This is a genomic window from Botrimarina sp., from assembly GCF_040219535.1.
In the GTDB taxonomy this organism is placed as follows: domain Bacteria; phylum Planctomycetota; class Planctomycetia; order Pirellulales; family Lacipirellulaceae; genus Botrimarina.
This window is the reverse complement of record NZ_JAVJSH010000012.1, coordinates 1-25,693: the sequence shown is the minus strand read 5'-3', so window position 1 is coordinate 25,693 and position 25,693 is coordinate 1. Positions and strand designations below refer to the sequence as shown.

At 70.6% G+C, this 25,693-nt stretch carries 20 protein-coding genes; 10 read left to right on the top strand and 10 right to left on the bottom strand.

Annotated features, from left to right (window positions below):
- Positions 1 to 92: 92 nt before the first annotated feature.
- Positions 93 to 1,187 (bottom strand): dual-specificity RNA methyltransferase RlmN, encoded by a 1,095-nt coding sequence (gene rlmN, locus RIC11_RS04165; RefSeq protein ID WP_502879369.1) that lies wholly within the window; start codon positions 1,185 to 1,187, stop codon positions 93 to 95.
- Positions 1,188 to 1,376: 189 nt separating this feature from the next.
- Positions 1,377 to 2,441: a signal peptide peptidase SppA gene (gene sppA / locus RIC11_RS04160; protein ID WP_350208672.1), complete on the bottom strand. Its 1,065-nt coding sequence runs from the start codon at positions 2,439 to 2,441 to the stop codon at positions 1,377 to 1,379.
- Between the two features lie 217 nt (positions 2,442 to 2,658).
- On the opposite strand from sppA, the gene RIC11_RS04155 reads away from it, so the two are divergent.
- The 3 genes from RIC11_RS04155 to RIC11_RS04145 all read left to right on the top strand — a co-directional run bounded on the left by RIC11_RS04155 (position 2,659) and on the right by RIC11_RS04145 (position 5,718).
- Complete coding sequence (locus RIC11_RS04155) at positions 2,659 to 3,414, top strand: sugar phosphate isomerase/epimerase family protein (RefSeq protein WP_350208670.1); 756 nt, start codon at positions 2,659 to 2,661, stop codon at positions 3,412 to 3,414.
- A gap of 169 nt (positions 3,415 to 3,583) precedes the next feature.
- The gene (locus RIC11_RS04150) at positions 3,584 to 4,255 is read left to right on the top strand and encodes an RNA polymerase sigma factor (RefSeq protein WP_350208668.1); all 672 of its coding nucleotides are present in this window, start codon (positions 3,584 to 3,586) and stop codon (positions 4,253 to 4,255) included.
- Positions 4,252 to 5,718 carry an anti-sigma factor family protein gene (locus RIC11_RS04145; protein WP_350208666.1) on the top strand — a complete coding sequence of 489 codons (1,467 nt, stop codon included), beginning with the start codon at positions 4,252 to 4,254 and terminating at the stop codon, positions 5,716 to 5,718. The genes RIC11_RS04150 and RIC11_RS04145 overlap by 4 nt, the downstream gene beginning before the upstream one ends.
- A 38-nt stretch (positions 5,719 to 5,756) precedes the next feature.
- Here RIC11_RS04145 and RIC11_RS04140 read toward each other — a convergent pair whose 3' ends face one another.
- A complete protein-coding gene (locus tag RIC11_RS04140; protein ID WP_350208664.1) occupies positions 5,757 to 6,200 on the bottom strand; it encodes a flagellar basal body-associated FliL family protein in 444 nt (147 codons plus the stop codon).
- 147 nt (positions 6,201 to 6,347) lie between these two features.
- Here RIC11_RS04140 and RIC11_RS04135 point away from each other — a divergent pair, with 147 nt between their 5' ends.
- The 5 genes from RIC11_RS04135 (at position 6,348) to RIC11_RS04115 (ending at position 11,863) form a co-directional block, all read left to right on the top strand.
- Positions 6,348 to 6,830, top strand: coding sequence for a hypothetical protein (locus tag RIC11_RS04135; protein WP_350208663.1), 483 nt, complete (start codon positions 6,348 to 6,350; stop codon positions 6,828 to 6,830).
- A complete protein-coding gene (locus RIC11_RS04130; RefSeq protein ID WP_350208661.1) occupies positions 6,827 to 7,285 on the top strand; it encodes a hypothetical protein in 459 nt (152 codons plus the stop codon). Before RIC11_RS04135 ends, RIC11_RS04130 begins: the two co-directional genes overlap by 4 nt.
- 269 nt (positions 7,286 to 7,554) lie before the next feature.
- A complete protein-coding gene (locus RIC11_RS04125) occupies positions 7,555 to 9,474 on the top strand; it encodes an ABC transporter substrate-binding protein (protein ID WP_350208659.1) in 1,920 nt (639 codons plus the stop codon).
- A 127-nt stretch (positions 9,475 to 9,601) separates the two neighbouring features.
- Positions 9,602 to 10,594 (top strand): ABC transporter permease, encoded by a 993-nt coding sequence (locus tag RIC11_RS04120; protein WP_350208657.1) that lies wholly within the window; start codon positions 9,602 to 9,604, stop codon positions 10,592 to 10,594.
- Between the two features lie 174 nt (positions 10,595 to 10,768).
- A complete protein-coding gene (locus tag RIC11_RS04115; protein ID WP_350208655.1) occupies positions 10,769 to 11,863 on the top strand; it encodes an ABC transporter permease in 1,095 nt (364 codons plus the stop codon).
- 207 nt (positions 11,864 to 12,070) lie between these two features.
- On the opposite strand, the gene RIC11_RS04110 is transcribed toward RIC11_RS04115, so the two are convergent.
- The 5 genes from RIC11_RS04110 to RIC11_RS04090 form a co-directional block, all read right to left on the bottom strand.
- Positions 12,071 to 13,246, bottom strand: coding sequence for a peptidylprolyl isomerase (locus RIC11_RS04110; RefSeq protein ID WP_350208653.1), 1,176 nt, complete (start codon positions 13,244 to 13,246; stop codon positions 12,071 to 12,073).
- Positions 13,247 to 13,299: 53 nt separating this feature from the next.
- Positions 13,300 to 16,593 (bottom strand): transcription-repair coupling factor, encoded by a 3,294-nt coding sequence (gene mfd / locus RIC11_RS04105; RefSeq protein ID WP_350208651.1) that lies wholly within the window; start codon positions 16,591 to 16,593, stop codon positions 13,300 to 13,302.
- Positions 16,594 to 16,783: 190 nt separating this feature from the next.
- The gene (gene floA, locus RIC11_RS04100) at positions 16,784 to 17,800 is read right to left on the bottom strand and encodes a flotillin-like protein FloA (RefSeq protein ID WP_350208649.1); all 1,017 of its coding nucleotides are present in this window, start codon (positions 17,798 to 17,800) and stop codon (positions 16,784 to 16,786) included.
- 231 nt (positions 17,801 to 18,031) lie between these two features.
- On the bottom strand, positions 18,032 to 19,834 hold the full coding sequence (locus RIC11_RS04095) for a matrixin family metalloprotease (protein WP_350208647.1): 1,803 nt from the start codon (positions 19,832 to 19,834) through the stop codon (positions 18,032 to 18,034).
- A gap of 181 nt (positions 19,835 to 20,015) precedes the next feature.
- Entirely contained in the window at positions 20,016 to 21,293 is a 1,278-nt protein-coding gene (locus RIC11_RS04090) for an MFS transporter (RefSeq protein WP_350208645.1), read from the bottom strand.
- Positions 21,294 to 22,017: 724 nt separating this feature from the next.
- On the opposite strand from RIC11_RS04090, the gene RIC11_RS04085 reads away from it, so the two are divergent.
- On the top strand, positions 22,018 to 22,566 hold the full coding sequence (locus RIC11_RS04085; RefSeq protein WP_350208643.1) for an HYExAFE family protein: 549 nt from the start codon (positions 22,018 to 22,020) through the stop codon (positions 22,564 to 22,566).
- Positions 22,567 to 22,702: 136 nt separating this feature from the next.
- Here RIC11_RS04085 and RIC11_RS04080 read toward each other — a convergent pair whose 3' ends face one another.
- Together RIC11_RS04080 and RIC11_RS04075 are read right to left on the bottom strand one after the other, a co-directional pair.
- A complete protein-coding gene (locus RIC11_RS04080; protein WP_350208641.1) occupies positions 22,703 to 23,740 on the bottom strand; it encodes a hypothetical protein in 1,038 nt (345 codons plus the stop codon).
- Positions 23,741 to 23,868: 128 nt separating this feature from the next.
- Positions 23,869 to 24,237 (bottom strand): hypothetical protein, encoded by a 369-nt coding sequence (locus RIC11_RS04075; RefSeq protein ID WP_350208639.1) that lies wholly within the window; start codon positions 24,235 to 24,237, stop codon positions 23,869 to 23,871.
- Between the two features lie 861 nt (positions 24,238 to 25,098).
- Here RIC11_RS04075 and RIC11_RS04070 point away from each other — a divergent pair.
- Positions 25,099 to 25,275, top strand: a complete 177-nt coding sequence (locus tag RIC11_RS04070; RefSeq protein WP_350208637.1) for a hypothetical protein — start codon at positions 25,099 to 25,101, stop codon at positions 25,273 to 25,275.
- Positions 25,276 to 25,693: the final 418 nt, after the last annotated feature.

Sequence of the window (25,693 nt, the reverse complement as noted above, 5' to 3'; positions counted from 1 at the left end):
TATCGCCGACCGCGACGGCATCCAGCGGGTATTCACCATCGACAAGAAAGACTTTCGGGTATTTCGCCCAAAGTCGGGCGTCCCACTAACGATTATCCCGGGTTGACCACCCCCGCCGGCGTGCTGCGCCTCAGCTGGCCGCAGGCCGCGTTGATCTTGTCCCCCTTGCGGTGGCGGAAGCGGATCGGCACGCCGTGCGTCTCGAGGATCTCTCGGAAACGCCGCTGCGCTTCCATCGACGGCGTCTCGTACGGCAGGCCCGCGACCGGGTTGTACGGGATCACGTTCAACAGCGCGTTGCGGCCGGCCAGCAGCCGCACCAGCTGGTGCGCGTGCTCGGGGCGGTCGTTCAGGCCCGCCAGCAGCACGTACTCGAACGTCAGGCGCCGGCCGCTGGCCGCGTAGTAATCGTCCGCCGCGGCCATCACCGCGTCGACGCCGATCTTCGCGTTGACCGGCACCAAGCGGCTGCGCAGCTCGTCGTTCGGCGCGTGCAGCGAGATCGCCAACCGGTACCGCCGGCCCGCTTCGCTCGCGGCCAGCCGACGGATCGCCGGCGGCAGCCCGACGGTGGAGATCGTGATCCGCCGGGGGCTCACCCCCAGCCCATCCGGCCGGCTGACCTCGTCCAACGCGGGCAGGAGGTTGTCCAGGTTCGCCAGCGGCTCGCCCATGCCCATCACGACCAGGTGGCTGAGCCGCTCGTCGGGCCCCAGCCGCCGCTCGAGCAGCAGCACCTGCTCGAGGATCTCGCCGGTCGTGAGGTTCCGCTCGACGCCGTCCAAGCCGCTGGCGCAGAACACGCAGCCCATCGCGCAGCCGACCTGCGTGCTGATACAGAACGTGCGGCGGAGGCCCTCCTGCTTGGCCCGCGGCCCCACGTTCTCCCGCAGCAGCACGCACTCGATCCTCCCCCCGCCTGCGAGTTGCAGCAGCAGCTTCTCGGCGCCGTCGTCGGCGGCCGAGTGCTTGACGACCTCGGCGGTCCACAGCCGCAACGCGTCGGCCAACTCGGCGCGGAGCCCCTTGGGCAGGTCGGTCATCTCGTCCCAGCCGCCGGCGCGCTTCTCCAGCAGCCACTTGCGGACCTGCCGCGCGCGGAACGCGGGCAGCCCCAGCCGCTCACAAGCCGCGGCGAGCTGGCCGTCGAGGTCGTCGAGCAGGTGGGGCGGGGCGGGGGGAACCACAGAGGCACCGAGGGGCTACGAATAGGACACGGATGAACACGGATTGGGCGGATCCTCGCGGATGAATGACGGGCACGTTGGACGCGGATGGCTTCGATTCAATGTTGGACGACCTAGAAGCAGAATCCGTGTTCATCCGCCCAATCCGTGTTCATCCGCGTTCCATTCTCTCCGGGCGCCCGCGGTGAATCACTCCGAAGCCAACCAAACCGGCGCGAGGGTGCTCAGGTAGTACGCCCGCGGCGCCGACAGCTCGATCAGCCCGCGCAGGCCTTGCTCGGCGACGGCCGGGCGCCCGGGCGACCCCGCGGCGAGGAACTGCTGGATCGGCGTGAGGCGCCGCTCGTACTCGACGGCGCGGACCGAGTCGGTCGACAAGCCCGCCAGCTCGGCCGCGCGCTCGATCGCCTCCTCGATGAAGCCCAGCCGGTCGACCAGGCCGTTCTCCAGCGCCTGCTTGGCCGCGAAGACCTGGCCGGTGGTGACCGCTTCGAGGGCCTGTTCGTCGTCGCGGAACGCGGGGCGGCCGGCCTTGACGACTTCCTTGAAGCCGTCGAAGGCCTGCCGCACGAGTCCGCGGAAGATCGCTGCCTCTTTCGCGGAGCGTTTGCGGGTCGGGCTGCCCATGAGCTTGAGATCGCCGCTGGCGACCGACAGGTCCTTCACGCCGGTCCACCACATCGCGTCGGCCACGTTGTAGCTAGGGATCACCACGCCGATCGAGCCGGTCCACGTGGTCGGCTCCGCGTAGATGGCCTCCTCTTGGTCGCCGACCGCCATCGCGATGTAATAGCCGCCGCTCGCGCAGAGGCTGCCCATGCTCACCACCAGCGGCAGCTCGCGCTCGTCGGCTAGCTGGGTGATCTTGTGGTAGAGCCGGTCGCTGTAGGTGACCGTGCCGCCCGGCGAGTCGATCCGCAGCACGATCGCCTTGACGGCGTCGTCGCGCTCGATCTTCTCGATCTGTTGCTCGACGTAGTCGTCCCCCTCGATGATCGGGCCGGTCACCTTGAGGATCGCGATCTTGTCGGCCGCGTCGCGGGAGAGCGAGTGGTGCTTCTCGTTCGGGCCTTGCCCGTCGCCGAAGTACTGCTGCACCTGCCCCGCCATGCCGATCATCGCCAGCACGCACAGCACCAGCGCGACCAGCAAGAGCTTCCCGAAGCGGCCGAACAGGCTCTCGCGCGGCTGCAGGATGTACTGGACCGGCTGCCCGGCGGGCGCGGGCGGGGTGGCGGCGGGGGCGTCGCTCATTTGGGGGGGTCGACTCGGGTGTTCGGAGGGCCGCGCGCGGCGGCTCGCCGCGCGATCTCCCCAGTCTACGCGTCCGACAGGATTGCACCACCAGCGGCCGCCGCTGCGGGAGCCCTTGCCGCGGGGCTTGCCGGCCTAGTACGTTGGCCGGGCTGACCGCCACGGCCGGCGTGTCGTTTGGACCGCCGGCTTTTCCCCGCTGGAAGGAGCGAAGAGCGTGTTCGTCACGGCCGCCACGGAGAGCTTCCCCGACCTGGGCCCCGACGCGGTGCTGGAGTGCCTGATCGACCTGGGCTTCACGTCGGTCGAGCTGGCGCTCAACGAGTCGGCGCCCGGCGGGTGGATGAAGCCGTCGGAGGTCGCCGCCGACCTCGACGGCGCCGTGCAGCGGTGCGGCGCCACCAAGCGGCTGGACGTCGCGGCGCTGTCGGTGCAGATCGACGGCGCCGGCGAGCAGTACCTGGGCCAGTTCGAGGCCGTCTGCAAGCTAGCGAAGGCCCTCAAGGTGGTCACGCTGGTCGTGCCCGCCGCGCCGCTAGGCACCCCCTTCAACGAAGAGATCGAGCGGCTCAAGAAGCTCGTCGCGCTCGCCGCGCTGGAGGGGGCGGTCGTCGCGGTGAGGACCGAGATCGACTGCATGACGCAAGACGTCGACACGCCGCTGGTCTTCTGCCAGCACGTGAAGGGCCTCGGCCTCACGCTCGACCCGACCTGCTACCTAACCGGCCCCCACAACGGCAAGCCGATCGACAAGCTGCTGCCGTTCGTGCGTCACGTGCACCTGCGCGACAGCACCAAAGACGACTTCCAAGTCCGCGTCGGCCAAGGCGACGTCGATTACGGCAAGCTGATCACGCAGCTTCAGCGCGTCAAATACCAACGCGCGTTGTCTATCCACATGACGCCGATCGAAGGCCTCGAGCACACGGCGGAAATCCGCAAGCTCCGGCTGCTGCTAGACAGCTTGCTGTGAGTTGTGAGTTGCGAGGCGCGAGTTGCGAGTTGCGAGTTGCGAGTTGCGAGTTCCTGGAAGGCGCCCGGGCCGAACTCGCGCCTCGCGCCTCGCAACTCACGCCTCACAGCTTTTCGCGGCGCCGCGGCGCCGCCCCCGGGGTTAGGCTGAACGGACAGGGAGCCCCCGCTTGGCCGTCAGCGACTCGATGATCCGCCGCTACGCCGAGTCCGATCCGGACGTGCGGCTGATGCTGCGCGTCCGCGACGACGACGCCGAGGCGTTCGGCCAGCTCGTCGACCGCCACCAAGACCGGCTGGTCTCGGTCCTCACCTACCAGGTGGGCCGCCGCGAACTGGCCGAAGAACTCGCCCAAGAAGCCTTCCTCCGCGTGTACCGAGCCCGCCACCGGTACGAGCCGGGCGCCAAGTTCACCACGTGGCTGTTCACCATCGCCAACAACCTCGCGCTGAACGCCAAGCGTGGCCTGGCGCGGAAGAAAGAGGTCCAGCTCGCCGCCGCCGCGCCCGACCAGACCGGCGTGGCGGGCCCCCACCCGACGGCGGCTAGCTCGGCGATGCCGACGCGCCTCGCCGACCGGGCCGAGCTGCAGCAGGCGGTCCGCGCGGCGATCGAGGGGCTCGGCGAGCGGCAACGCACCGCGGTGCTGCTCGCCAAGTTCCAGCACATGGACTACGCCGAAATCGGCGAAGTGATGGGCATGTCCGCCAAAGGGGTCAAGTCGCTGCTCGCCCGCGCGAGGGAGAACCTGCGCGTCGCATTGACGCCCTACATCCAGCGCGGCGACGCCGCGCCCGACTCGCCCGGCGCGACCCAGCCGTTCGCGGAGGACGCGCCGTGAGCGAACAAGACCGATCCGCGACCGACCTCGAGGACGCCGACCCCCTCGACGAGACGCTCGTCGCGTACCTCGACGGGCAGCTCGACGCTCAGCAGAGCGAGCGGCTGGAGGCCCGCTTGGCGAGCGACCCGCAAGCCCGCGCGCGGCTCAGCGAGCTCGACCGGGTGTGGAACGCCCTGGACACGCTGCCGCGCCACTGTGCGTCCGACGCGTTCACCCGCACCACGGTCGAGATGGCGGCCTTCACCGCGTCCGACCGGGGCGACCGGCCGTCGCGCCGGGCCCGCTGGGCGGTCGCCGCGGCGGCCGGCGTGGGGGTCGCTATCGGCGCTTTGATCACGCTCGGCGTGGTCACCGGCCCGCAGCGGGCGATGCTGGCCGACCTGCCCACCGTGCTGCACGCCGACGCGCTAGAGCAAGCCGGCTCGGTAGAGTTCCTCCGGCGGCTCGGCGAGGCCGCTCCCCAGGCCGCCGCGCCGTCGCCCGCGGCGCGCGAGGCGGCCGACGAATGGGCGCGGCTCGAGTCGGCCTCGCTCCCCGATCGCCGCGCGTGGCTCGACGGGCTCGACCCGTCCGCGCTGGCCGAGGTCAACGACAAGCTCGCCGCCTGGAACGGCGTCACGCCGACACGCCGCGACACGCTGCGCGAAACATCGCAAGAGCTAGCCGCCGCGCCCGACCCGCAGCCGCTCCGCCAGGCCGCGTTGGCCTACGACGAGCTGGTCGGCGCGTTGCCGGCTTCTTACCAGTCGAGGCTGCGGCAGATGGCCGAAGACGAGCGTCTCGCCGAGGTCGTCCGCCGCGGCGACGACTGGCGCCGCGAGGCCGCGCTCCGGCTGACCGACGCCGAGCGTGGTGCATTCCGCGAGGCGATCGAACGCATCGCCGCGGGCGGCGGGTTCAAGCGGCTGGCCGGCCTCGCCGAGTCCCAACGCCGCGGCGCCCAGAGGCTCTTCGAGCGGCGGCCCGAGGTCGCGTTGATGATGATCGCCTACGGCGCGAGCGCCGGCTTCGACGACCGCCGCTTCCTCGACGGCGACCGGCCCGCCGCCGACGAGATGCGGCGCCGCGTCCAGCAGCAGTGGGCCGAATGGGAGGCCCAGCTCACCGGGGCGCTGCCGCCCCGCGTGCAAGAGGAACTGTCCGAGGCCGAAAGCGACGCCAGCCGCGCGCGAACGATCGCCCGCTTGCTACGCGACTCCGCCCGCGGCGACCTCGCGACGGCCTTCTCCGAACTCGACGACCGCGCCCTGGAGCGCGTGCTGCTCGAGCCCGAAGACCGTTTCCTCGAGGAGCTCGGCGAGGCGACCACCTTCGGGCCCGATTTCGGCCCCCCGTGGGGCTGGGACCGCCGCGGCCCCCGCCCCCCGTTCGACCGCCGACGCGACGGGCCCCCCGGCGGCCCGAGGCCCCCTCCCTCGCCAGGAGCCCGCGGCCCAGGCGCACCCCCCCGGCAGGGCTGAACCGCCGGCCGCCGCCAGGCCGCCTGGGCGGCGCGCGGTCAGTGTCGCAAGAACCGCACTTCGTAGAAGCCGACCGACTCCAGCGGGCTGTCGGTCAGCACGCTGTTGAGCACCATCAGCAGACGCTCGCGCAGCGAGTCGAGGCCCGGCTCGGCCAGCTCGTCGCGGCTCGCCTCACGCAGCGTGCGGATCGCCTGGTCCTCGATCAACGCGCGCTTCGCTTCGACCTCGCGGAGGATGTCCTCGATCTTGAAGCGCTCCGACTCGGCGAACACGCGCAGCCGCACCTCGGTCGTTTCGCCGGCCACGTCGTCGCGCGGCAGCGTCACGTTGAACTCGCCGATCGCCGCCTCTTCTAGCCGCGTGCGGACCGCCTGGGCGCGGACCTGCTCGATCAGGCGCTCGCCGTCGTAGCAGCCGGCCACGCCGGCCAGCACCGCGGCCGCCGCTGCGCTTTGCCAGATTGGTTTCGGCCTCGGCACGGGTCGCCTACCGGAGCGAAGGGGGGGCGCAACCGTCCCAGCCGGTGCGACCGGCGGGGGCGGGCGGTCGGGTTTGCCGCTACGGTACAACCTACCTCACGCCGGCGGGCCGCCCGGCCGGGAGCGTTGACGTACGTTCTTGAGAGCATGCCCGCACCGAGCACCGCACCGATCGCACGAACGCTCCGCCGGGCCGCCTTGCTAGCGGCCGCGGCCGCGCTGGGCTGTGAGGAAGAACCGGCCGACTCGGTGTTCGCGAAGATCGGCCGGGCGCCGCCGCGGGAAGAGCTGGTCGAGGTCGAGCTGGGGGAGTTCTCCGTGCCGGTGCCGGTCGTCCTGGAGAGCGCCGTCGGCCGCTTCGAGCCGGCGAACCTGATGGAGGTCCAGTTCCGGCTGTTCGCCGTGGTCGAGCCTGCCCAACGCACCCGCGTGGAGCGGCTCGCCGCCCGAAACGAAGGACGCATCCGAGACAAGGTGATCACCGTCTGCCGCCAAACGCCCCGCGACGACCTCGCCGAAGCCCAGTGGGCCACGCTCAAGGCGCACCTGTTCGACGCGGTCCAGCCGCTGCTCGGCGGCACGGTCGTGCGTGGCTTGGGGGTGAACCAGGTGATGAAGGAAGAGCTATGAGATCGCCAACCAGCCGCCGCCGCTGGGCCGCCGCGCTCGTGTCGCTCGCGATCGGCCTGTCGCTCGCCGGCGCGGCCACGGGGCCCGATCCCGGCGCCAAAACGGCGAGCCCCTCGCCCGACGCCGACGCGGCCGCTATCGAGGCCGTGCTGCTCGGGCGCGTGCGGATGCAAGAGTGGCGGCCGGCCGAAGGGACGACCCTGAAGGTCGCCTTCGCTGCGTACGCGGCCCTGCCCGGTGACCAAGCGGAGCGGCTGAGCAAGCTGCTCGAGTCCCGGCGTCAACGCGTGCAGGACGCGATCATAACCGCGGTGCGGCTGTGCGAGCAGCACGACTTCCAAGAACCGGACTTGGACCGCCTCCGCAGGAGGATCTGGTTGCGGCTCGACCAGACCAACCCCGAGTTGGGTGTGGAGCAGGTCCTCATCGGCGAGTTCGAGTTCTACACGGACTGACCCCGCCCACACCGGCGAGGGGGCCGCCGCTCGGCCGCCGCTCAGCCGACCCGGCCCGCGCGGGCGCCGACTCCGCGTTGACCCGCGCGGAAACGCCGTGATAGGTTGCCCAGCTTGAGCAAGGGTCGCAGGCCGCAAACATCGGGCCTGGTCCGCGGCGCCGCCGCGGAGAGTCGGATTTCACCATCGCGGGGGGGGGACGGGTGACGCAGCGCTACCGGCTTTCTTGGGGCTACCGGCTTTCGTGGGGGACTGGGCTCGCGGCCCTCGTGCTGACGATCGCGACGATCGGTTGCGGACGGCCGTCGGCCGACGAGACCGGCTCGGGCGCGGCGTCCGACGGGGCCGACACAACCACGACCAGCGGCATCCCGTTCGAGCTGGGCGACCTGATGGCGCCCTTCGACGCGCCCGCCACGCTCGAGGAGCTCGACGGCGGCGTCGAGTGGGTCGAGAGCCCGGTTGTCGACACGATGGCGCTGCTGCGCAAAGAGAAAGAAGACGAGCCGCAGTTGGTGAGCGTCGAGGAGGCTCTGTCGATGCGGAACAACTCCGATGAGGACAACGAGGCGATCCTCAGCGCGTTGTCGGTGCTCGCCCCGGCCGACGGCGAGGGCGTCGATTACGGCGCGGAGCTGAACCGCTCGATCCCGATGGACCTGAACAAGGTCAACGTGCTGCAGCAGAGCAGCATGTCCGAGCAAGACATCGCGGGCCTGGTGGGCTTCGGCCTGTTCACGTTCGACTGGAACATGACGCCGTACGCGTCGGCCGACACCGTCCGCTCGTGGCAGACGAGCTCCGACCGCATGGTCGACAAGGTCGTGATGCGCGACGACCTGACGTGGTCGGACGGCGAGCCGATCACCGCACACGACGTGGAGTTCTCCTACAAGCTCATCATGACCGAGGCCGTGCCGATCCCGGCGGTGCGGTCGGGCATGGAGAGCATCGCGGCGGTCAAGGCCTACGACGACCACACCGTGGTCTACTTCCACAAGGAGTCGCTCGCGACCAACGTGTGGAACCTGAACTTCCCGATCGTCCCGAAGCACGTGTACGAGGACTCCGCGCCGGAGGACCCCACGCTGGTGCAGAGCGACTACCACGCGCAGCTGGAGCGCGAGCCGATCGTCGGCGGCCCGTACGAGTTCGAGCGGCGCGACCGCGGCCAGCAGGTGCTGCTCCGCCGCCGCGAGTCGTGGTACACGCACAAGGGCGAGCGGGTGCGCGACAAGCCGTACTTCGCGCGCGTGAGGCACCGCGTGCTGGAGGACGCGAACACGCGTCTGAACGCGCTGAAGTCGGCCGCCATCGACGAGGCCGAGTTGGGCGCCGAGCAGTGGATCACCCAGACCGACGGCGAGGACTTCTACCGCCACAACACCAAGGTCCGCGGCAGCCAGCACGTGTTCTTCTACATCGGGTGGAACCTGCAGTCGCCGCTGTTCAAGGACCTCCGCGTGCGCCGCGCGCTCGCGCTGGCGCTCAACTACCGTGAGATGCTCGACGACCTCTGCTTCGGGCTGTACCCGCAGTGCCACGGCCCGTTCCACCCCGAGTCGTGGGCCTTCTCGGACGACCCGCCCGAGCTCTACTCGCAAGACCTCGACGCGGCCGAGGACCTGCTCGACGAGGCCGGCTGGGGCGACTCCGACTACGACGGCGTGCGCGACAAGGAGATCGGCGGGCGCGTGGTGCCGCTGGAGTTCTCGCTGATGGTCAGCAGCAAGCCGGACCGCATCGCGATCTGCAACCTGTTCCGAGAGAACCTCGAGAGCATCGGCATCCGCTGCAACGTGCAGCCGCTGGAGGCCGCCGTCATGCAGCAACGCATGTTCGACAAGAGCTTCGAGGCCGCGTTCAGCGGCTGGGGCGCGGGGGCCGACCCCTACACGACGAAGAACATCTTCGCGACCGGCGAGAACCGCAACTACGGCTCGTACAGCAACCCCGAGGTCGACCGCCTTTTCGAGGAGGCCGAGAGAGAGTTCGACCGCGGCAAGCGGGCCGAGCTCTACGGCAAGATCCACAACTTGATCTTCGAGGACCAGCCCTACCTGTTCCTCTACACGTACAGCGCTTTCTACGGCTTCAACAAGGAGCTGCGGGGTTACCGCTTCAGCCCGCGCGGCCCGTTCAGCTACAGCCCGGGCCTCGGCTCGGTCTGGGTCCCCGCGGCGAACTGAAAGTGGAAAGGCGAAGGGGGAAAGGGGAAAGAAAGAGCAGCGGGCGCGCGCCGCTTCCCGCTTTCGCCTTTCACCTGAACGCCCGGCGGCGATCTCGGCAGTTTGACCGAACCCGACAGACACCTCCTTGCTCGACTACCTGATCCGCCGCTTGCTGCTGGGGCTCGGCACGCTGCTGCTGATCACCTTCGTTGTCTACGGGCTGATCCGGCTGATGCCGGGCGACCCGCTGCTGGTCGCGCTGGAGTCGATGGGCCCCGACGCGCAGACCAGCAACGAGGACATCGAGCGGATGCGCGAGATGTTCGGCCTCAACGACCCGTGGTACGTGGCCTACTTCCGCTGGCTCGGCAAGACCCTCACCGGGGACCTCGGCACGTCGCTCTCGCGCAACGCGCCGGTCGCCGACATCATCGCGCGGCGGGTCGGCCCCACGCTGCTGCTGAGCGTGTCGTCGCTGACGCTCACCTACCTGCTGTCGATCCCGATGGGCCTGTACGCCAGCGCGCGGGCCAACAAACCCGACGAGCGCGCGCTGTCGACCGTGCTGTACATGCTGTACTCGCTGCCGAGCTTCGTGGCGGCGCTGCTCTTGCAGATGCTGTTCGCGATCAAGCTGCAGGGCACGCCGCTGGAGCTGCCGCTGTTCGGCATGACGAGCGACAACTTCGAGCGGCTGTCGCCGCTCGCTCAGGTCGGCGACCTCTTCTGGCACTGCGTGCTGCCGGTCACCTGCTACACGTACGGCAGCCTCGCGTACTACAGCCGCTTCGTGCGCGCGAACCTGCAAGAGGTCATCCGCCAAGACTACATCCGCACCGCCCGCGCCAAGGGCGTGGGGCCGCGGGCGGTGCTGCTGCGGCACGCGTTCCGCAACACGCTGATCCCGCTGGTCACGATGATCGGTCTGACGCTCCCCACGCTGCTCTCCGGGTCGATCATCCTCGAACAGATCTTCAGCTGGCCCGGCATGGGCAAGCTGTTCTTCGAGAGCATCGCCGAGCGCGACTACCCGACCCTGATGGGCCTGATGCTCCTGTTCAGCGTGCTCACCCTGCTCGGCCAACTGCTGGCCGACCTGCTGTACGCGGTCGTCGACCCGCGGGTGGCCTACTCGTGATCAGCAGCCCACGAATCAATCGAATCGGCACGAATGAGCGCCGGGGTGGCGGGGGCGCTCCCGCAGGGAGACCCTCGCAGCTAGTCCCACACGCACTCCACGCTGACGGGCTACGGCGCGCGCTTTGTCACTCGGTCGATTCGCGCAGATCCGATCGATTCGTGGGCACTTGAAATGGCGAACGAAACGAAATCCGAAGCCGCCGCCGAGTCCCCGCCCCGCGGCTACTGGGCCGAGGTGCGCCGCCGGTTCGGCCGGCGGCGCCTGGCGATGATCGCGCTGGGGTACGTGCTCGCGCTGGGGCTGGTCGCGCTGCTGTCGCCGGCGATCGTCGGCACCAAGCCGGTCGTGTGCTGGTACAAGGGATCGCTCTACTTCCCCGCGTTGGCGTACTACAACCGCGCGTGGGAGCCGGTCATCTTCACCCGCGTCGACCGGTTCCGGAACGTCTACGTGGGGAACCTCCAAGAGAACGACCCCGACAGCTGGGCCGTCTGGCCGCTGGTCTACCAGGACCCCTACCGCCGCGTGCGCGAAGAGTGGCCCGGCCAGCCCCCCAACCCCACCCGCGACGAGGGCGCGCCGAGCCGGTTCAACCTGTTGGGGACGAACCGCGCGGGCGTCGACGTGTTCGCGCAGATGGTCCACGGCGCGCGCACCGCGCTGGTGGTCGGCTTCGTGTCGATGGGCGTGGCGGCCACGATCGGGGTGGTGGTCGGCGCGACGGCCGGCTTCTTCGGCGGCTGGGTCGACATGGCCCTCAGCCGCGTGATCGAGGTCGTCATGTGCATCCCGTCGCTGGTGCTGATCCTCGCGCTGATCGCCGTGCTCGAGCGGCCGACCATCTGGCACCTGATGGCGATCATCGGCGCCACCAGCTGGACCGGCATCGCGCGCCTGACGCGCGCCGAGTTTATCCGCCTGAAGGAGCTCGACTACGTGACCGCCGCGCGGGCGATCGGCGTGGGCCGCTGGCGGATCATGTTCCGCCACGTGCTCCGCAACGCGCTGGCGCCGGTGCTCGTGCCGGTCACGTTCGGCATCGCCGCGGCGATCCTCATCGAGTCCGCGCTGAGCTTCCTGGGGTTCGGCGCGCCGCCCCCCAACCCGAGCTGGGGAGCGCTGCTCTCCGCCGGCCGCAGCAGCATCCAGCAGATGTGGTGGCTGATCGTGTTCCCCGGCGCCGCGATCTTCCTCACCGTGCTGGCCTACAACCTGATCGGCGAGGGCCTGCAGGAAGCGACCGACCCGCGGATCGCGGAGGGGTGAGGGACGAGGGAAGAGGGACGAGGGACGAGGGACGAGGGACGAGGGAAGAGGGAAGAGGGAAGAGGGAAGAGGGGCGGCTTGCCGCTTAGCCCCGCGCGAACCGATTGGCGGTCCGCGAATCCTTTCCCGAAGCCCGAAGCCCGAAGCCCGAAGCCCGAAGCCCGAAGCCCTTCCCTCAAGCCTCAAGTCTCAAGCCTCACGCCTACCTCACCGCCGGACGGCGCCGCCGGTGGCGAGCTGCGCCAGCTCGCTGTAGTCGCAGTCGCCCGTGTAGTGTGTCCACATGCGGGCGGACTTTTTTAGGTCGGAGAGCCGCTGCTGCACGGCCGCGTCGAAGCGCTCGTTGCCGAGGCCCTTCTTGATGGCCGCTTGCACGTCGGAGAACGGGATCGGCCCGGCTTCCTTCCGCTCGATCACCCGCACCACGTGCAGGCCGATGTTGCTGCGGAGGATCTTGCTCCGCTGGCCCACGGGCAGCTCGAACAGCGCTCGGTCGACCTCTTCGGCGACCAGCGCGCCCTTGGTGGTCCAGTCGTGGTCGCCGCCGGAGTCGGCGGTGAAGCCGTCGGAGTGGGTGGCGGCGAACTCCGCGAAGGCCGGCTCGCCCGGCGGGGTGGCGTCGATCTTCTCCAGCAGCGGGTTCAGCCGGTTGGCCAGCGAGGCCCAGGCCTCGGCCTCGCTCGCGTGGCGGTCGAACCGCACCATCATCTCTTCCCAGCGGCAGCGGTCCGGCTTGTAGTACTCGGCCTCGTGCTCGCGGTAGTAGCCGAGGATCTCTTCGTGGGAGATCTCGGTCTTGACCTGCGTCGACTGCGTGAGCCAGCTCCGCGCGATCATCGTGCGGTAGAATTCGTCGCGCCGCTCCGAGAGCGACGTGCCCAGCTCCAGCAGCCGGGCCTCGAGCTCCGCGCGGTCCTCCGCGCCGACCAGCTTCTGCAGCCGCTCGACCTCGCCCTCCTCGAAGGCCGGGGCGAGCTGCTTCTTGATCGCGGTCAGGTCCGCCTGCGGCGCGTTGCTGCGGAAGTCGGCGTACAGCAGCGCCATCTCGATCTGCTGGATGACGAGCTGTTGCTGGCGCTGCTCGCGCATCGTGCGCAGCGCGTCGGCCGGCACGCGGGCCTCGAAGTCCGGCCCCAGTTGTTGCTGGAGCGTGAGCTCGACGAGCCAGTCGACGTCGCAGGCGAGGATCACCTCGCTGTTGACCCGCGCGATCACCTGGCACGGCGCGAGGGGCCGCGCCTCGGACGCGGCGGGCGCTTCGGCGGCCCGCGCGGGCGCCGCTGGCGCCGCGAGCACGGCCGCGGCGAGGAGCACACGCAGCGGGCGGCGCGCGTGCCGCGTCGCCCCGGGATGCGGCGTTCGTCGCTTCGGCAGCGAGACCATCAACTGCTGCGCCTGGCGGGGATCGTGGGGCTCGGGAACGGGGGCGGCGGACTTTAGGAGGCCGGTTGCTGGGGCCGCAAGAGGGATTCCGCTAGCGCAAGCAACCCCGCCGGGCGGTCCGCCTCGGGTGGGATCGGCAAATAGGCCTCGCTGTCGTCGGCGATTCGCAGCGCTCCGCCGGAACTTTCCACCAACGCGCGCACGGCCGGCCGCTGGGTGTACCCGAAGACCAGGTACTTCCCCTCGCGCCGGACCGACTGCACGCCCCACCCGTGCGCGGCGACCCGCAGGCGTGCTAGCTGCAGCAGCCGCTCGGCGGGCTCCGGCGGCGCGCCGAAGCGGTCGACGAGCTCGGCGCGGAAGTCGTCGATCTCTGCCTCGGTCGCCGCGCGTTGCAAGCGGCGGTACAGGTCGATGCGGTCGCGTTGGTGGCCCACGTAGCCGGCCGAGAGGAAGGCCTCGCTCGGCAGGTCGATGTTCACGTCGACCGAGAGCCGCGGCGGCAGGTGCTTCAGGCGCCGCACCGCGTTGTCCAGGAGCGAGCAGTAGAGCTCGTAGCCGACCGTGGCGATGTGGCCCGACTGCTGCGTGCCCAAGAGGCTCCCCGCGCCGCGGATCTCCAGGTCGCGCATCGACAGCGCGAAGCCCGCGCCGAGCTGGCTGAACTCTTCGATCGCACGCAGCCGGCGGGCCGCGTCGGGGCTCAGGCGCTTGTTCTCGTCGACCAGCAGGTAGCAGTAGGAGCGCCGGCCGCTGCGCCCCACGCGGCCGCGTAGCTGGTGCAGGTCCGACAGGCCGTAGCGGTCGGCGTCGTCGATGATCATCGTGTTGGCGTTGGGGATGTCGAGGCCCGATTCGACGATCGTGGTCGCCAGCAGGATGTCGTACTCGTGCCGCACGAAGCGGGTCATCACCGCTTCGAGCTCGCCGTCGGCCATCTGGCCGTGGCCGACGCCGATCCGCGCCTCGGGGACGATCTGCTGCAGGCGGGCGGCCACGTTGAGGATGTCGTGCACGCGGTTGTGCACGAAGTACGCCTGCCCGTCGCGCGAGAGCTCGCGCAGCAGCGCGTGGCGGATCATCTCTTCCTGGAACCGGGTGACGCGCGTCTCGACGGGCAGGCGGTCGGCCGGCGGGGTCTCGAGGTTCGAGATCCCCCGCACGCCCAGCAGCGCCATGTGCAGCGTGCGCGGGATCGGCGTGGCGGTCATCGTCAGCACGTCGACCATCGACCGCAGCGCTTTCAGGCGCTCCTTCACGGCCACGCCGAAACGTTGCTCCTCGTCGATGATCACGAGGCCCAGGTTGGCGAACTCCACGTCGCTCGAGGCCAGGCGGTGCGTGCCGATCAGCACGTCGACCGCCCCCTCGGCGGCCAGCTTGAGGGTCTTCTTCTGCTTGCCGGCCGCCACGAATCGGCTCATCCCCTCGACGACGAAGGGGAACTCGGCCATTCTTTCCCGGAACGTGCGCAGGTGCTGCTCGGCGAGCACCGTGGTCGGCGCGAGCACGGCGACCTGGTAGCCCGCGTCGATCGCCTTGAACGCGGCGCGCATCGCGACCTCGGTCTTGCCGAAGCCGACGTCGCCGCAGAGCAGGCGGTCCATCGGCTTGGACGACTGCATGTCCTCCTTGATGGCCTGGACCGCAATCTGTTGGTCGGGCGTGAGGTCGTACGGGAAGGCCGCGTCGAACTCGCGCTGCCACTCCGTGTCGTCGGGGAAGCGGATGCCGGGCCGCGCGTCGCGGCGGGCCTGGACCTCGAGCATGTCGGAGGCCAGGTCGTGGACCGCCTTCTCGGCGGCCTTCTTCTGGCGCTGCCACGCGGCGCCGCCGATCTTCGCCAGCGGCGGCTTGAGCTTCTTGCCGCCGACGTACTTCTGCACCAGCTCGATCTTGGAGCAGGGCACGAAGACCCGCGTGCCGCCGTCGTACTCGATCTCGAGGTGCTCTTCGGCGCGGCCCTCTTTCTCGACGAGCTTCATGCCGCGGTAGCGGCCGATGCCGTGCGCGACGTGGACCACCAGGTCCCCCTCGCGCAGCTCGAGGAACGAGTCGATCGCGCGGCCCGTGACCGCGCGGCCCCGCTGGCGGTGCGTGTCGCGGCGGCCGAACAGCTCGCCCGAGCTGAGCACGAGCGTCCGCTCGCCCACGTAGCGGAAGCCCTCGGTGAGCGCGCCGCGGACCAGGTCGAGCCGGCCCTCGGCCGCGAGCGACGTGTCGCCGAGCAGCTCGCCCAGCCGCTCGATCTCCGCGTCGGTCGGGCAAACGATCACCACACGCTGGCCCCGGGCGACGGCCTCCAGCTCGTCGCGCACGCGTGTCAGCTCGCCCGCGCCGCCCGTGTGCAGGCGCTCGACCGACTCGAACGCCAGGTGGCCGGTCTCCTCGAGCGAACCGGCCGGCACGCCCGACAGCGTGACCGACGGGAAGCGGAAGACCTCCCCGAGGGTGGTCTTCACGCTGTGGAGCGACCGCGCGTCGTCCGACCGCTCGTGGAAGAACTTCCCTTCCTCTTCGAGGTCGGCCGGCTCCACCAGCGCGAACCACGCGCCCCCGCCCGCCGCGCCGGCCAGGTGCGCGGTGAAGTGGGCGCGGCCCGGGCGGGTGGGGTCGAGCATCGTGACGGTCGTCGCGTCGAGGCGGTCGACGCTCCGCTGCGTGCCGGGGTCGAACGAGCGGATCGACTCGACCTCGTCGCCCAGCAGCTCGATCCGCACGGGCCGCTCGGCCTCGGGGGCGAACAGATCGACGATGCCGCCGCGCACGGCGACCTCGCCGGGCAGCTCCACGCCGCTGGTGCGGTGGCAGCCGTGGGCCGTGAGCCACTCGCACAGCTCCTCGACGTCGAGCGTGTCGCCCACCGCCACACGCCGCGTGGCCTCGAGGAGGGCGTCCGGCGCGGGGGTCGGTTGCAGCAGCGCCTGGATGCAGGTGACCACCAGCCGGGGCGCTTCGTCGGGCGGGCCGGCGAGGGCCTTGAGCGTGCGGAGCCGCGCGCCGAACGCGCGGTCGGCCACGCGCCGCTCGGCCGTGGCGCTCTCCCAGGCGGGGAAGAGGGTGAAGCGGGTCGACGGGTCGAGGAAGCTCTCGAGGTCCGTGGCGAGGGGGTCGACGTCGCTCACGTGGGGCAGCACCACGACGACCGGGCCCGCCGCGCGCTTCGCGAGCGCGGCCGCCGCCAGCGCGCGCGACGACCCCCAGACCCCGCCGAGCGTGCCGCCGTGGCCCGCTTCGAGGCTGGCGGCGACCCGGGCGAAGTCCTCGTCGGCTGTCAGTCGGTCGGCCAGACCCGCCAACACGCTGGCGGCGCCCGCGACCGGGGCTGGGGGAGCCTCGGTGCTCACGGCAGAAGTATAGGCGCGTTCGGCGGCTTTCGGCTACGCGTTGGCTGTCGGCTACCAGCTGTCGGCGGTCAGCCTTTCCCGTTGCGGGACCGCATTGGGTCCCCATCCGGCCGACGGCTGTTTCTACTCGCTCAGCGGCGCGGCCGCGCTTCGGGCCGACAGCCGACGGCCGATAGCCGGCAGCGCGTATTCACACCGCGCCGTTGGGGCCGCCGTTGAGCGTCTGCAGCGTCCCCTTGCGGAAGGCTTCGGCCATCGCGCGGGGGACTTCCGCTTCGGCGGCGACCACCTCGCCCCGTTTGGCGGCCACCTGGGCCTTCATCTCTTGCTCGCGGGCGATCGCGTCGGCGCGGCGTTTCTCGGCCATCGCCTGGGCCTTGCGTGTGTCGGCCTCGGCCTGGTCGGCTTGTAGGCGGGCGCCGATGTTCTCGCCGATGTCGATGTCGGCGATGTCGATCGACACGATCTCGAACGCCGTGTGCGCGTCGAGCCCCCGCTCGAGCACCGCCTTGCTAATGCGGTCCGGGTTCTCCATCACCTCGAGGTGGTCCTTGGCCGAGCCGATCGCCGTGATGATCCCCTCGCCGACGCGGGCGATGATCGTGTCCTCGGTGGCGCCGCCGATCAGTTGCTTGAGGTTGGTCCGCACCGTGACCCGGGCCCGGACCTTCAGCTCGACGCCGTTCTTGGCGACCGCGCTGAGCGTGCTGCGGGGCGATTTGTCCGGGTCGGGGCAGTCGATCACCTTCGGGTAGACGCTCGTCTTGACCGCGTCGAGCACGTCGCGCCCGGCCAGGTCGATCGCGGCGGCCCGGTCGAAGTCCAGGTCGATGTCCGCGCGGTGCGCGGCGATGATCGCGTTGATCACCCGCGCCACGTTGCCGCCCGCCAGGTAGTGGGCCTCCAGCCGGCGGGTGGTGATGCCGGTCGTGGGGTCTTGGCCCACGCCCGCCTGCATGGCCTGGATCCGCGCGTCGACGATCACCTTGGGCTGCACCTGCCGGAGGCTCATCAGGGGCAAGCCGATGGGGTTCATCGGCACGTTGCTGATGTACGCCTGGAGCCAGATTCGGCCGTAGTTGAGCACGAAGACGATCCCCAGCACGACCGCGGCGAGGATCAGCACCACGGCCACCGCGCCGCCCAGTTCGCGGGCTTGGGCGAGCGGCAGCGGCATTTCGGCGGTCAGCAGCGGAGTGTGGGCCATGGCGTGCGGTTCCTCGGTCAAGCAGAAAGGCTACCCGGGGATTCTAGCCGATCGGGCCGCCGCGCGTATCGGCTGAACAGGCTGCTGCGTCGACACGGCGATTGGGCCGGCCGACGGCTGCGGTCAAGCGGACGGCGCGGCGGCGCCGGCCGGCGGCCCTTAGCGAACAAAAAAGCCCGGAGAGCAGGCCTGCTCTCCGGGCTCGGTCCGCAGGTCGAAGGGGCGCGCTGCTCAGCGGCGCCGGCGCCACGCGGCCGCGGCGGCCATGGCGGCCAGCACCGCGGCGCCCGGCTCGGGGATCTGGCCGCCGACGATCGGCGCCTCGCCCAGCAGGCTGAACGACCAGACGTCGCCCGCCGCGCCGGTGGTGCGGCCGTACACGAGCACCTCGCCGGCGCCCATCGCCTCGGCGAACTTCGGGTCGTTCATCAGCAGGAAGTCGCCCGATGTTTGGCGGTCCATCGGCAGGTCGTCGACCAGGCCGTCCAGCACGACCAGCAGGTCCTCGCCGCCGGCGAGCTGGATCGGGTCGATCGCCAGGCGGACCAGGCCGCCGGCGTCGTCTAGCTCGCGGAGCCTCTCCGGCGAGAGGTCGTCGCCCGTGTAGCCCAGCCCCGCGACCGACGCGAAGCCCAGCTCGGTCAGCACGCCCGGCGCGTCGCTGGCGACGACTCGCAAGCCGAGCACCTCGGAGACCCACTCGCCCGGCGTGGTGGAGAAGCCGTCGTCGTGACCATGGCCGTGCCCGTGGTCGTCGTGGTGGTCGTGCTCGTCGGCCGCCACGCCGGCCAGCCCGCCCGGCAGCACGATCCCCTCCGACGGCGGGTCGGGCGACTTGAAGCCGCCGCCGTTGTAGAGCATCAACGACACTACCGACATCGGCACGATCTGGCCGTCGGTCGAGCGGCCGGTGACGGCCTCGACCGTCCAGTCCCACACGTCGAGCTGCATGCCGAAGTTGGTCCCTTGCCCCGAGGGGATCGAACCGCCCGAAGGGTTGAGGAAGTGGTGGCCGCGGGTCTCGTACTCGTGCAGCCCGAACGCGTTGGACGGCTGGTAGTTCTGGAAGCGGTTGGCGCCGTTGCTGAACACCGTCAACGCGTTGCGGAGGCTCGTCCCCTCGGCGAGCACGCTGAGGGCCTCGAGGTCCACGCCCGAGATGTTCTCGAAGTGCCAGTTCGAGGTGCGGGTCATCACGCCGATGTCGATGTTCGCGTTGTCGCTGATGCCGACCGACGAGGTCAGGATCCGCCGGCCGGCCGACGCGTCGCCCGGCGAGCGTTGCTGCGAGGTGTCCGGCCCCGCCACGCCGAGGTTCGACCCGCCCGAGCCCGTGAACGTGTCGACGGTGATCATCGCGTCCGCGCCGGCGCCGACCTCGACGAACGTGATCGGCGCGCCGTACATGTAGTCCAGCGCGGCGACCTCGTCCTTGCTCACCGTCCGCCAGTACGCCCCGCCGGGGATCCCCTTGGGCGGCTTCTGGCCGGGCAAGAAGCCCGGCGCGTTGCCCTCGTTCATGACCTCCCCGCCGAGCGGCGCGGACGGCGTGAGCACGCCGCCGATGTACCGGTAGTTGCGGTTCCACGGCGAGCCGGTGTTCCCTTGCTCGTTGAACCAAGCCGCGTCGGCGTGCTGCAGGCCGATCGCGTGGCCGATCTCGTGGATCATCACGCTCTTCAGGTCGACCACCGGCTGGTAGCCGTTGTCGCGGGTCCACTGGTAGCGGCTCGCGGTGCGGCGGGTCGGGTCGGTCGAGGCCGACTGCCACTCGGAGAACGCCGCCCGGACCTGGTCCTGGAGCGTCGCGTTGTTGAACTCGGCCTTGAAATCACCGGTCATCTTCCAGGTGATCACGCCCGGGTCGTACGCGTAGTAGTTGTCCGGCTGGCTGATCAGGTCGGCCGGGCCGCCCGGCGCGATCAGGCTGAAGGCCGCCGCGTCGCCCGGCCCCAGCGCCGCGGCGAGCGTGGCCAGCACGGCCGCTGCGCCGCGGGCGCAGCGGGCAAGGAAACGGGTCAAATGGGTGCGCATCGCAAGACTCCTCTCGTTCGCCTGGGTTGCGGCGGGCGGGAGAGACCCGGCCCGTCGGGGCGCCGCCACGGCGCCCATGAGAGTGGAATCAGCGGGGAACGACCGGAGCCGACACGGCGCGGATCGCGATTTCGCGCACGCCGAAGCCGTTATCGGTCGCCGGGCCCCGCGATTGGCTGGCTCAGCCGCGCCGACGGCCGCGGCGGCGGAGGACCTGGGCCGCGACGAGGCCGACCGCCGCGCTGGCCGCCAGCACGACGAACAGCTGCTGGTAGCCGGCCTCGACGTGTCCCGTCTGCCTCGCCGACGCGACCAGCCAGCCGCTCAGCCACGGCATATAGATGTCCGGCGTGAACCCCACGACCGACACGATGCCGACCGCCGCGCCGGTCACCCGCCGCGGCACGCCCGACTCTTCGAGCAACGCGAAGTACACACCGCGCAGCGCATAGCTCGCCGCGCTGGCCGACGCCAGCGCGAGGACCACCAACGCATAGACCGCGCCGGGCCCGTCGGCCGCCGCGATCAGGTAGACGAAGCTGGCGATCATCGCCGCGAAGCAGGCCGACACCACCAGCGCGACGCTCCCCACCCAGTCGGCGAGCAGGCCCGCCGCGAGCGCGGCCCCGACCCGCAGGTAGCTCAGGTACGCGACCAGCTTGCTCGACTCGGTCCTCTCCAGGCCGCACACGTCCTCGGCGAACAGCCCAAAGAAGCTGAACGCCTTGTACGTGCTGTAGGCCGCGACCACCACCAGCGCCTGCAGCCACACGGCCGGCTGCCGCAGCGCCCACAGCGTGTCGGCGATCGGCGTCCGCTGCGACCGATCTGACTTAACCGCTTCCCGCGCGCGGCCGCCGACAAACAGCCACACGGCCACGGCGGCCCCCGCGCAGCAGGCCGCGTAGAACAAGCTGAGGCCGACGACCGCCTGGCGTTGGCGCGCGGCGTCGGCGAGCGTGCCGCTGCCGCTGCCGCTGCCGAGCCACAGGGCCACGGCCTGCGCGGCGGCGGTCGCCGCGAGCGCGGCCACCAGCCCGCGGCCCGCGTCGAGCAAGCCGAACGCGCGCCCCTGGGACGGCTGGCCGCCCCACTCGCGCGTCGCGCGGATCAGCGGGGCCCAGAACACGAGGATCGTCGACACGCCCCAGAAGCCGAACAGCAGCTTCAGCGCGCCGAGGCCCGGCACGGTCGCCATGTACACGCTCCCCGCGCCGGTCGCCAGCAGCGACACGGCGATCAGCGTGCGCGGCGCGAAGCGGTCGGCGATCGGCCCGCCGATCACGTAAGAGACCATCGCCGCCGCGCCGTACACGGCTTGGGCCTCGCCGAGCTCCAGCTCGTTGATCCCGAAGGTCCCCAGCAGGCTCGACTTGAAGTACCGCCCCAGGTGGAACGGCGGGATGAAGATCGCCTCGCCCGCCACGATCAAGCTCGCCATCGCGAGCGCGCGACGCAAGGGGCTCGGCTCGGCGGCGGGCAAGGGGCGGTCCGTGGCGATGGGGGTCGTTTTGGCGGAGTTTCGGTGGTGGAAAGGCGCCGAGTCTAGCCGCCGCGGCGACCGAGTGCGAACGCGTCGGCTTTCGGCTGTCGGCTGTCGGCTATCGGCTTGAGGTGGCGCCGAGCCGCTCAGCGAGGGGAAACAGCCGTCGGCGGAAGCCGACGGACCGTGGCGCCGCTGTCTCGGGAGCCCAGCCGCTGTGTGAGCCAAGAGTCTGTCGACTTCCGCCGACGGCGGTTTGCGCCGCGGACTTGGCGGCCGGTTGGTGCTGCAAGCGATCGGGCCGACAGCCCCACCACCGCCACCCCCTTGTCACCCCGCTGGAAAAGCTGCCCCCCACCCAGCCATCCCGACCCAGGTAGAATGAATCCTTCCCCGTGTGGGTGGAATTCCCTCGGCTCGGGCTCGACAAGAGGGGCTCACGAACCTGTGTTCTGAGGGGTGATTCCGATAGGTCTCGCTTGAGCCCCGTCGTCGTCGCCCTCGCGTCGGCCGTCACCCCTGGGCCGCGGTCGACGCGAGGGCGATGGCGTCGGGGCGACCCCCCCGCTCGTTGTTGTCCGCGTTGAGGTCCGAACCCGCACTTGTCCGAGGTCCACGGAGAACCCAGAAGGACCGGTTGGACTCTAGAATCCCCTCACCCCTCACCCCTCACCCCTCACCCCGCTTCCCTCCCACCCCCATGGCCAAGCTCCACAACCACTACGAGGCCGCCTTCGAGGCGTACCTCCGCTCGCGGCGCTTGGCTTACGTGGCGGTCGACGAGCGCCGCCGAGCGGTCGAGCCGGCCGGCACGCTCAAGAGCGTCGACTACATCGTGTCGCCGGCCGACCCGCACGCGCCGCGGTGGCTGGTCGACGTGAAGGGGCGCCGCTTCCCGTCGGGCCAGCGGCGCCCGCGTTACTGGCGGAACTGGACCAGCGAGGAGGAGCTCGACAGCCTGGTGGAGTGGGAGCGGCGGTTCGGCTTCGGCTTCGAGTCGGTGCTGGTGTTCGCGTACGAACTGGTCGCCGACCGCGCGCCGACCCCGCCCGAGGAGGTCTACTACTGGCGCGGGCGGCCGTACGCGTTCGTGGCGGTCCGCGCGGGGGATTACCGCCGCGCGGCCCGGCGGCTGTCGCGCCGCTGGCGGACGGTGACCGTGCCCGCCCCCGAGTTCCGCCGCCTGGCCACGCCGGTCGCCGCCGCGCTGGCGGGCGAGGCGGCGCTCGTCGGCTCGCTAGCCGACTGACCGGTGGGCCGCGGCTCGCCCGGCGCGACGGACTACACGAGCAGGCCCTTTCGGCGGTAACCAAAAAGAGAGCGGCCGGCCTCCGCGAAAGGAAACCGGCCGCCCGCTAAAGTTCGCGTCGCTTGCCGCGTGCGGCTTACCTCTGCCGGTTGCGGCGCGCGTTGTCGCTCTGCGAGAGCGACCTGCTGGTCTCGTCCCGCACGTCGATCGTGCGGTCGTTCGCGCGGACCTTCTGGGCGATGTACATCTTCTGCCCGCCGATCTTCCCTTCGCGGGCGAGCACCGCGACGCGGTCGCCGCGCTGCAAGTCGAGCCCGCCGAGCGCGTCCTCCGGGCCGAGGTCGACCGTGCAGGTCCCGTCGTCGCCCTTGAGCTCGACGACCAGGTGACGCTCGCCGCGGTCGTCGCCCCCCGCGGTGCGCACGTCGCGGACCTCGCCGCGCTTGCGGGTCCAACGCTCGGGGCGGGGCATCTTGTTGGTGATCGACTCGCCGTTGGCCTTCACCTTGTGCGCGAGCAAGACCTTCTTGTCGTTGATGCGGGCCTTCACGCCCTCGACGGTCACCTTGTCGCCTTCTCGCAGGTCGAGCCGCCGCGCCTTGTCGGGCGAGCCGACGTACGCGCGGACCGACTTGCCCGAGTCGGTCTTGATGTGGACGTACTTCATCTCTCGGTCGCTCGACTCGCGTCCGCCCATCACGACGCTCGTGGTCCCCATTTTGGTCACCTCGCCGGAGACCCGCGCCTGGCGGCGGTCGCGGTCGCCCTGCGAGCCTTGGTCACGCCGGCGGTCGCGCTGGTCTCCCGAGCGGTCCATCGACTGGCGGCCGGCCTGGTCGCTGCCGCGGCGCTGGCTGCTCTGGCGGGCACGCTGGAGGTCGTAGTAGTAGATGTAGTCGACCCCCTCGTAGCGGCCGTCGTTGTCGTAGTCGTAAGCCACGCCGACCCAGCCGACCGGCTCGGCGCGCCGGTCGCTCTGCGAGCCGCGCCTGTCGCCGCGGCGCTGGTCACGCCGCGAGCCTTGGTCACGCTGGTCGCGTTGTCTCATCTGGTTCTGGTCGCCGCGGTTGCGCGAGTCGCCGCGGGCGCCGTTGGACTGGGCCAGCAGCTCCGAAGCGGCGAGGCACGCCGACAAGCAGCAACACAGGGCGATCGTCTTTCTTGAGAGCGTCATTGTAGGGAGTCCTCGGTACGGTTGTTCGGTTGAGAAGGCCCGGCCGGCGCGTCGCCGCGGGGCGGGAGCCGAGCCAGGTGAGGTTGCTAGCGCGAGCGCCATCGGACGCTCGTTCACGCCGTCGGCGCTCACCACAACCACCAGTCGTCGTCCTGGTAGTAGGTGCCGTAGTACTCGTCGTCGTAGTGATAGCCGTACTCGGGCTCGTAGGTGAACCACTCGTCTTCGTAGTAGTAGCCGTAGTCGAGGTCGTCCTCGTAGTAGTCGTCTTCGTAGTACCCGTCGTCGTAATAGTCGTCGTCGTAATAGTCGTCGTCGTAGTAGTCGTCTGCGTAGTAGTCGTCGTCGTACCACTCGTCGCCATCGGGCTCGTAGTCGTCGTACTCCGAGCCGTAGTCGTATTCGTAGTCGTCGTCGTACTGGGCGACCGCGACCGGCGCGGTGAGGCCAACGGCTAGGGCGGCGAGCCCCAGCAACAAGAGTCGAAACACCGACATGCTTTCGCTTCCTTCAAGAGGTATCCGGTGCACCTGCCGCCCGCTCCGCCGCGGGCTCTCTAGCAAGTGACGGGGAACGCGGAGCGCCGCAAACCCGATACCATCCGCAGCCGCCGCGTGGCCGATCGGCCCCAAGGGCTACGCGGGGCGTTGTCGGAAACGCATCGCCGCGGGCGCCGAACCGCCGGCGGTCGCGACACGGTCGACAACCAGCCGTTCGAGAGTTGGTCGGCCGCTCACCACCGCCATGCGCGCGGCGCGGCCCCCTTGGACGGCGCCCGCGCGGCGGGCGACGCCGCCTTTGGTAGGAACCACCACGCGGCGTTGGCGGGCGCCGCTAAGCGCCGCCGTGGTTGATCGACACAGGGCGCACTCTGAGGTGGCAGCCGACTGAAGGGGCAGCGTCAGCGGCGCGGCGGCTGTCGCGCCGCTGGCGGACGGTGACCGTGCCCGCCCCCGAGTTCCGCCGCCTGGCCACGCCGGTCGCCGCCGCGCTGGCGGGCGAGGCGGCGCTGCTGGGCCCGGCGCCCGCCTGAAGGGCTACGCGGTCCCTCCGGGTTTTCCGTCAGTAGCCTCGGACAAGTGCGGATTCGGACCTCACCTCGGACAACAACGAGCGGGGGGGCCGCCCCGACGCCATCGCCGTCGCGTCGGTCCTCACTCTCGGCTGGGACCGATGCGACGGCGGAGTCGGGTGGGGCGGACCATCTTGGCGAGCCCGAGCCGAGGGAGTCTGAGGCGGCGCGTGTCGTGTCGGCGGCGGCGGGCGTTTTCCCACGGCCGACCGCCGGGGCTTTGGACCGCGTGGCGGGCGGTGGTTACGCTAGGGGGGACGGCCGTCCCACCTGGAAGACCCCGACCATGCTCGCCACGCTGCTCTTCACCTTCTTGCCGCTCGCCCAGGCCGCCGATGAGGAGGCCGCGCGCCAGTACAACTGGTCTTGGGCCGTGATCCTGCTGAGCCTGGTGCTCGGGTTGATGATCGCTTGCCGGCCGGCCAAGCGCGAGCTCGAAGTTCGCAAAGCCCGCAAGGGCTAGGGCCTCGGCCAGGGTCTGGGGGACAGCCCTCGGGCAGCGGCCAAAGCGGTCGATCGGCGCCGCCTGTTAGGCGAGAATAGGGCCTGCGAAAAAGGGAAAGGGGAATGCGGAGTGCCGATCAGGCTCAACGCCTGCGAGCCTTTCCGCTTTCCACCTTCGCCTTTCCCATTTCCGCACACTGTAACGAAACGCTAAGCCGCGGCGTGGCCTCGGCTTAGCGTCGGTTTCGTTACCCGTTTCGTTACTCTCGGTGGGTCGCGCGCGGCGTGTCTGTTTGTGAGATATCGTCAAGAGTTGTGTACGGCGGTTGAATCAGGCGGCGGCTTCTTGGAGCGGGAGGCCGTCTTGGAAGGGGGTCCCTCGGAGCACGTCCGGTAGGAGTTCGGAGCCGTTGAGCGCCCGCCATCGCTTGGCGGCC

Excerpts from the sequence above, each read along its gene's own strand:
- RIC11_RS04135 (WP_350208663.1), top strand. The coding sequence starts at position 6,348 with ATGCCCGCACCGAGCACCGCACCGATCGCACGAACGCTCCGCCGGGCC.
- RIC11_RS04110 (WP_350208653.1), bottom strand. The coding sequence starts at position 13,246 with ATGGTCTCGCTGCCGAAGCGACGAACGCCGCATCCCGGGGCGACGCGG.
- RIC11_RS04115 (WP_350208655.1), top strand. The coding sequence starts at position 10,769 with ATGGCGAACGAAACGAAATCCGAAGCCGCCGCCGAGTCCCCGCCCCGC.
- RIC11_RS04085 (WP_350208643.1), top strand. The coding sequence starts at position 22,018 with ATGGCCAAGCTCCACAACCACTACGAGGCCGCCTTCGAGGCGTACCTC.
- RIC11_RS04080 (WP_350208641.1), bottom strand. The coding sequence starts at position 23,740 with ATGACGCTCTCAAGAAAGACGATCGCCCTGTGTTGCTGCTTGTCGGCG.
- RIC11_RS04095 (WP_350208647.1), bottom strand. The coding sequence starts at position 19,834 with ATGCGCACCCATTTGACCCGTTTCCTTGCCCGCTGCGCCCGCGGCGCA.
- RIC11_RS04130 (WP_350208661.1), top strand. The coding sequence starts at position 6,827 with ATGAGATCGCCAACCAGCCGCCGCCGCTGGGCCGCCGCGCTCGTGTCG.
- RIC11_RS04070 (WP_350208637.1), top strand. The coding sequence starts at position 25,099 with ATGCTCGCCACGCTGCTCTTCACCTTCTTGCCGCTCGCCCAGGCCGCC.
- floA (WP_350208649.1), bottom strand. The coding sequence starts at position 17,800 with ATGGCCCACACTCCGCTGCTGACCGCCGAAATGCCGCTGCCGCTCGCC.
- RIC11_RS04075 (WP_350208639.1), bottom strand. The coding sequence starts at position 24,237 with ATGTCGGTGTTTCGACTCTTGTTGCTGGGGCTCGCCGCCCTAGCCGTT.
- sppA (WP_350208672.1), bottom strand. The coding sequence starts at position 2,441 with ATGAGCGACGCCCCCGCCGCCACCCCGCCCGCGCCCGCCGGGCAGCCG.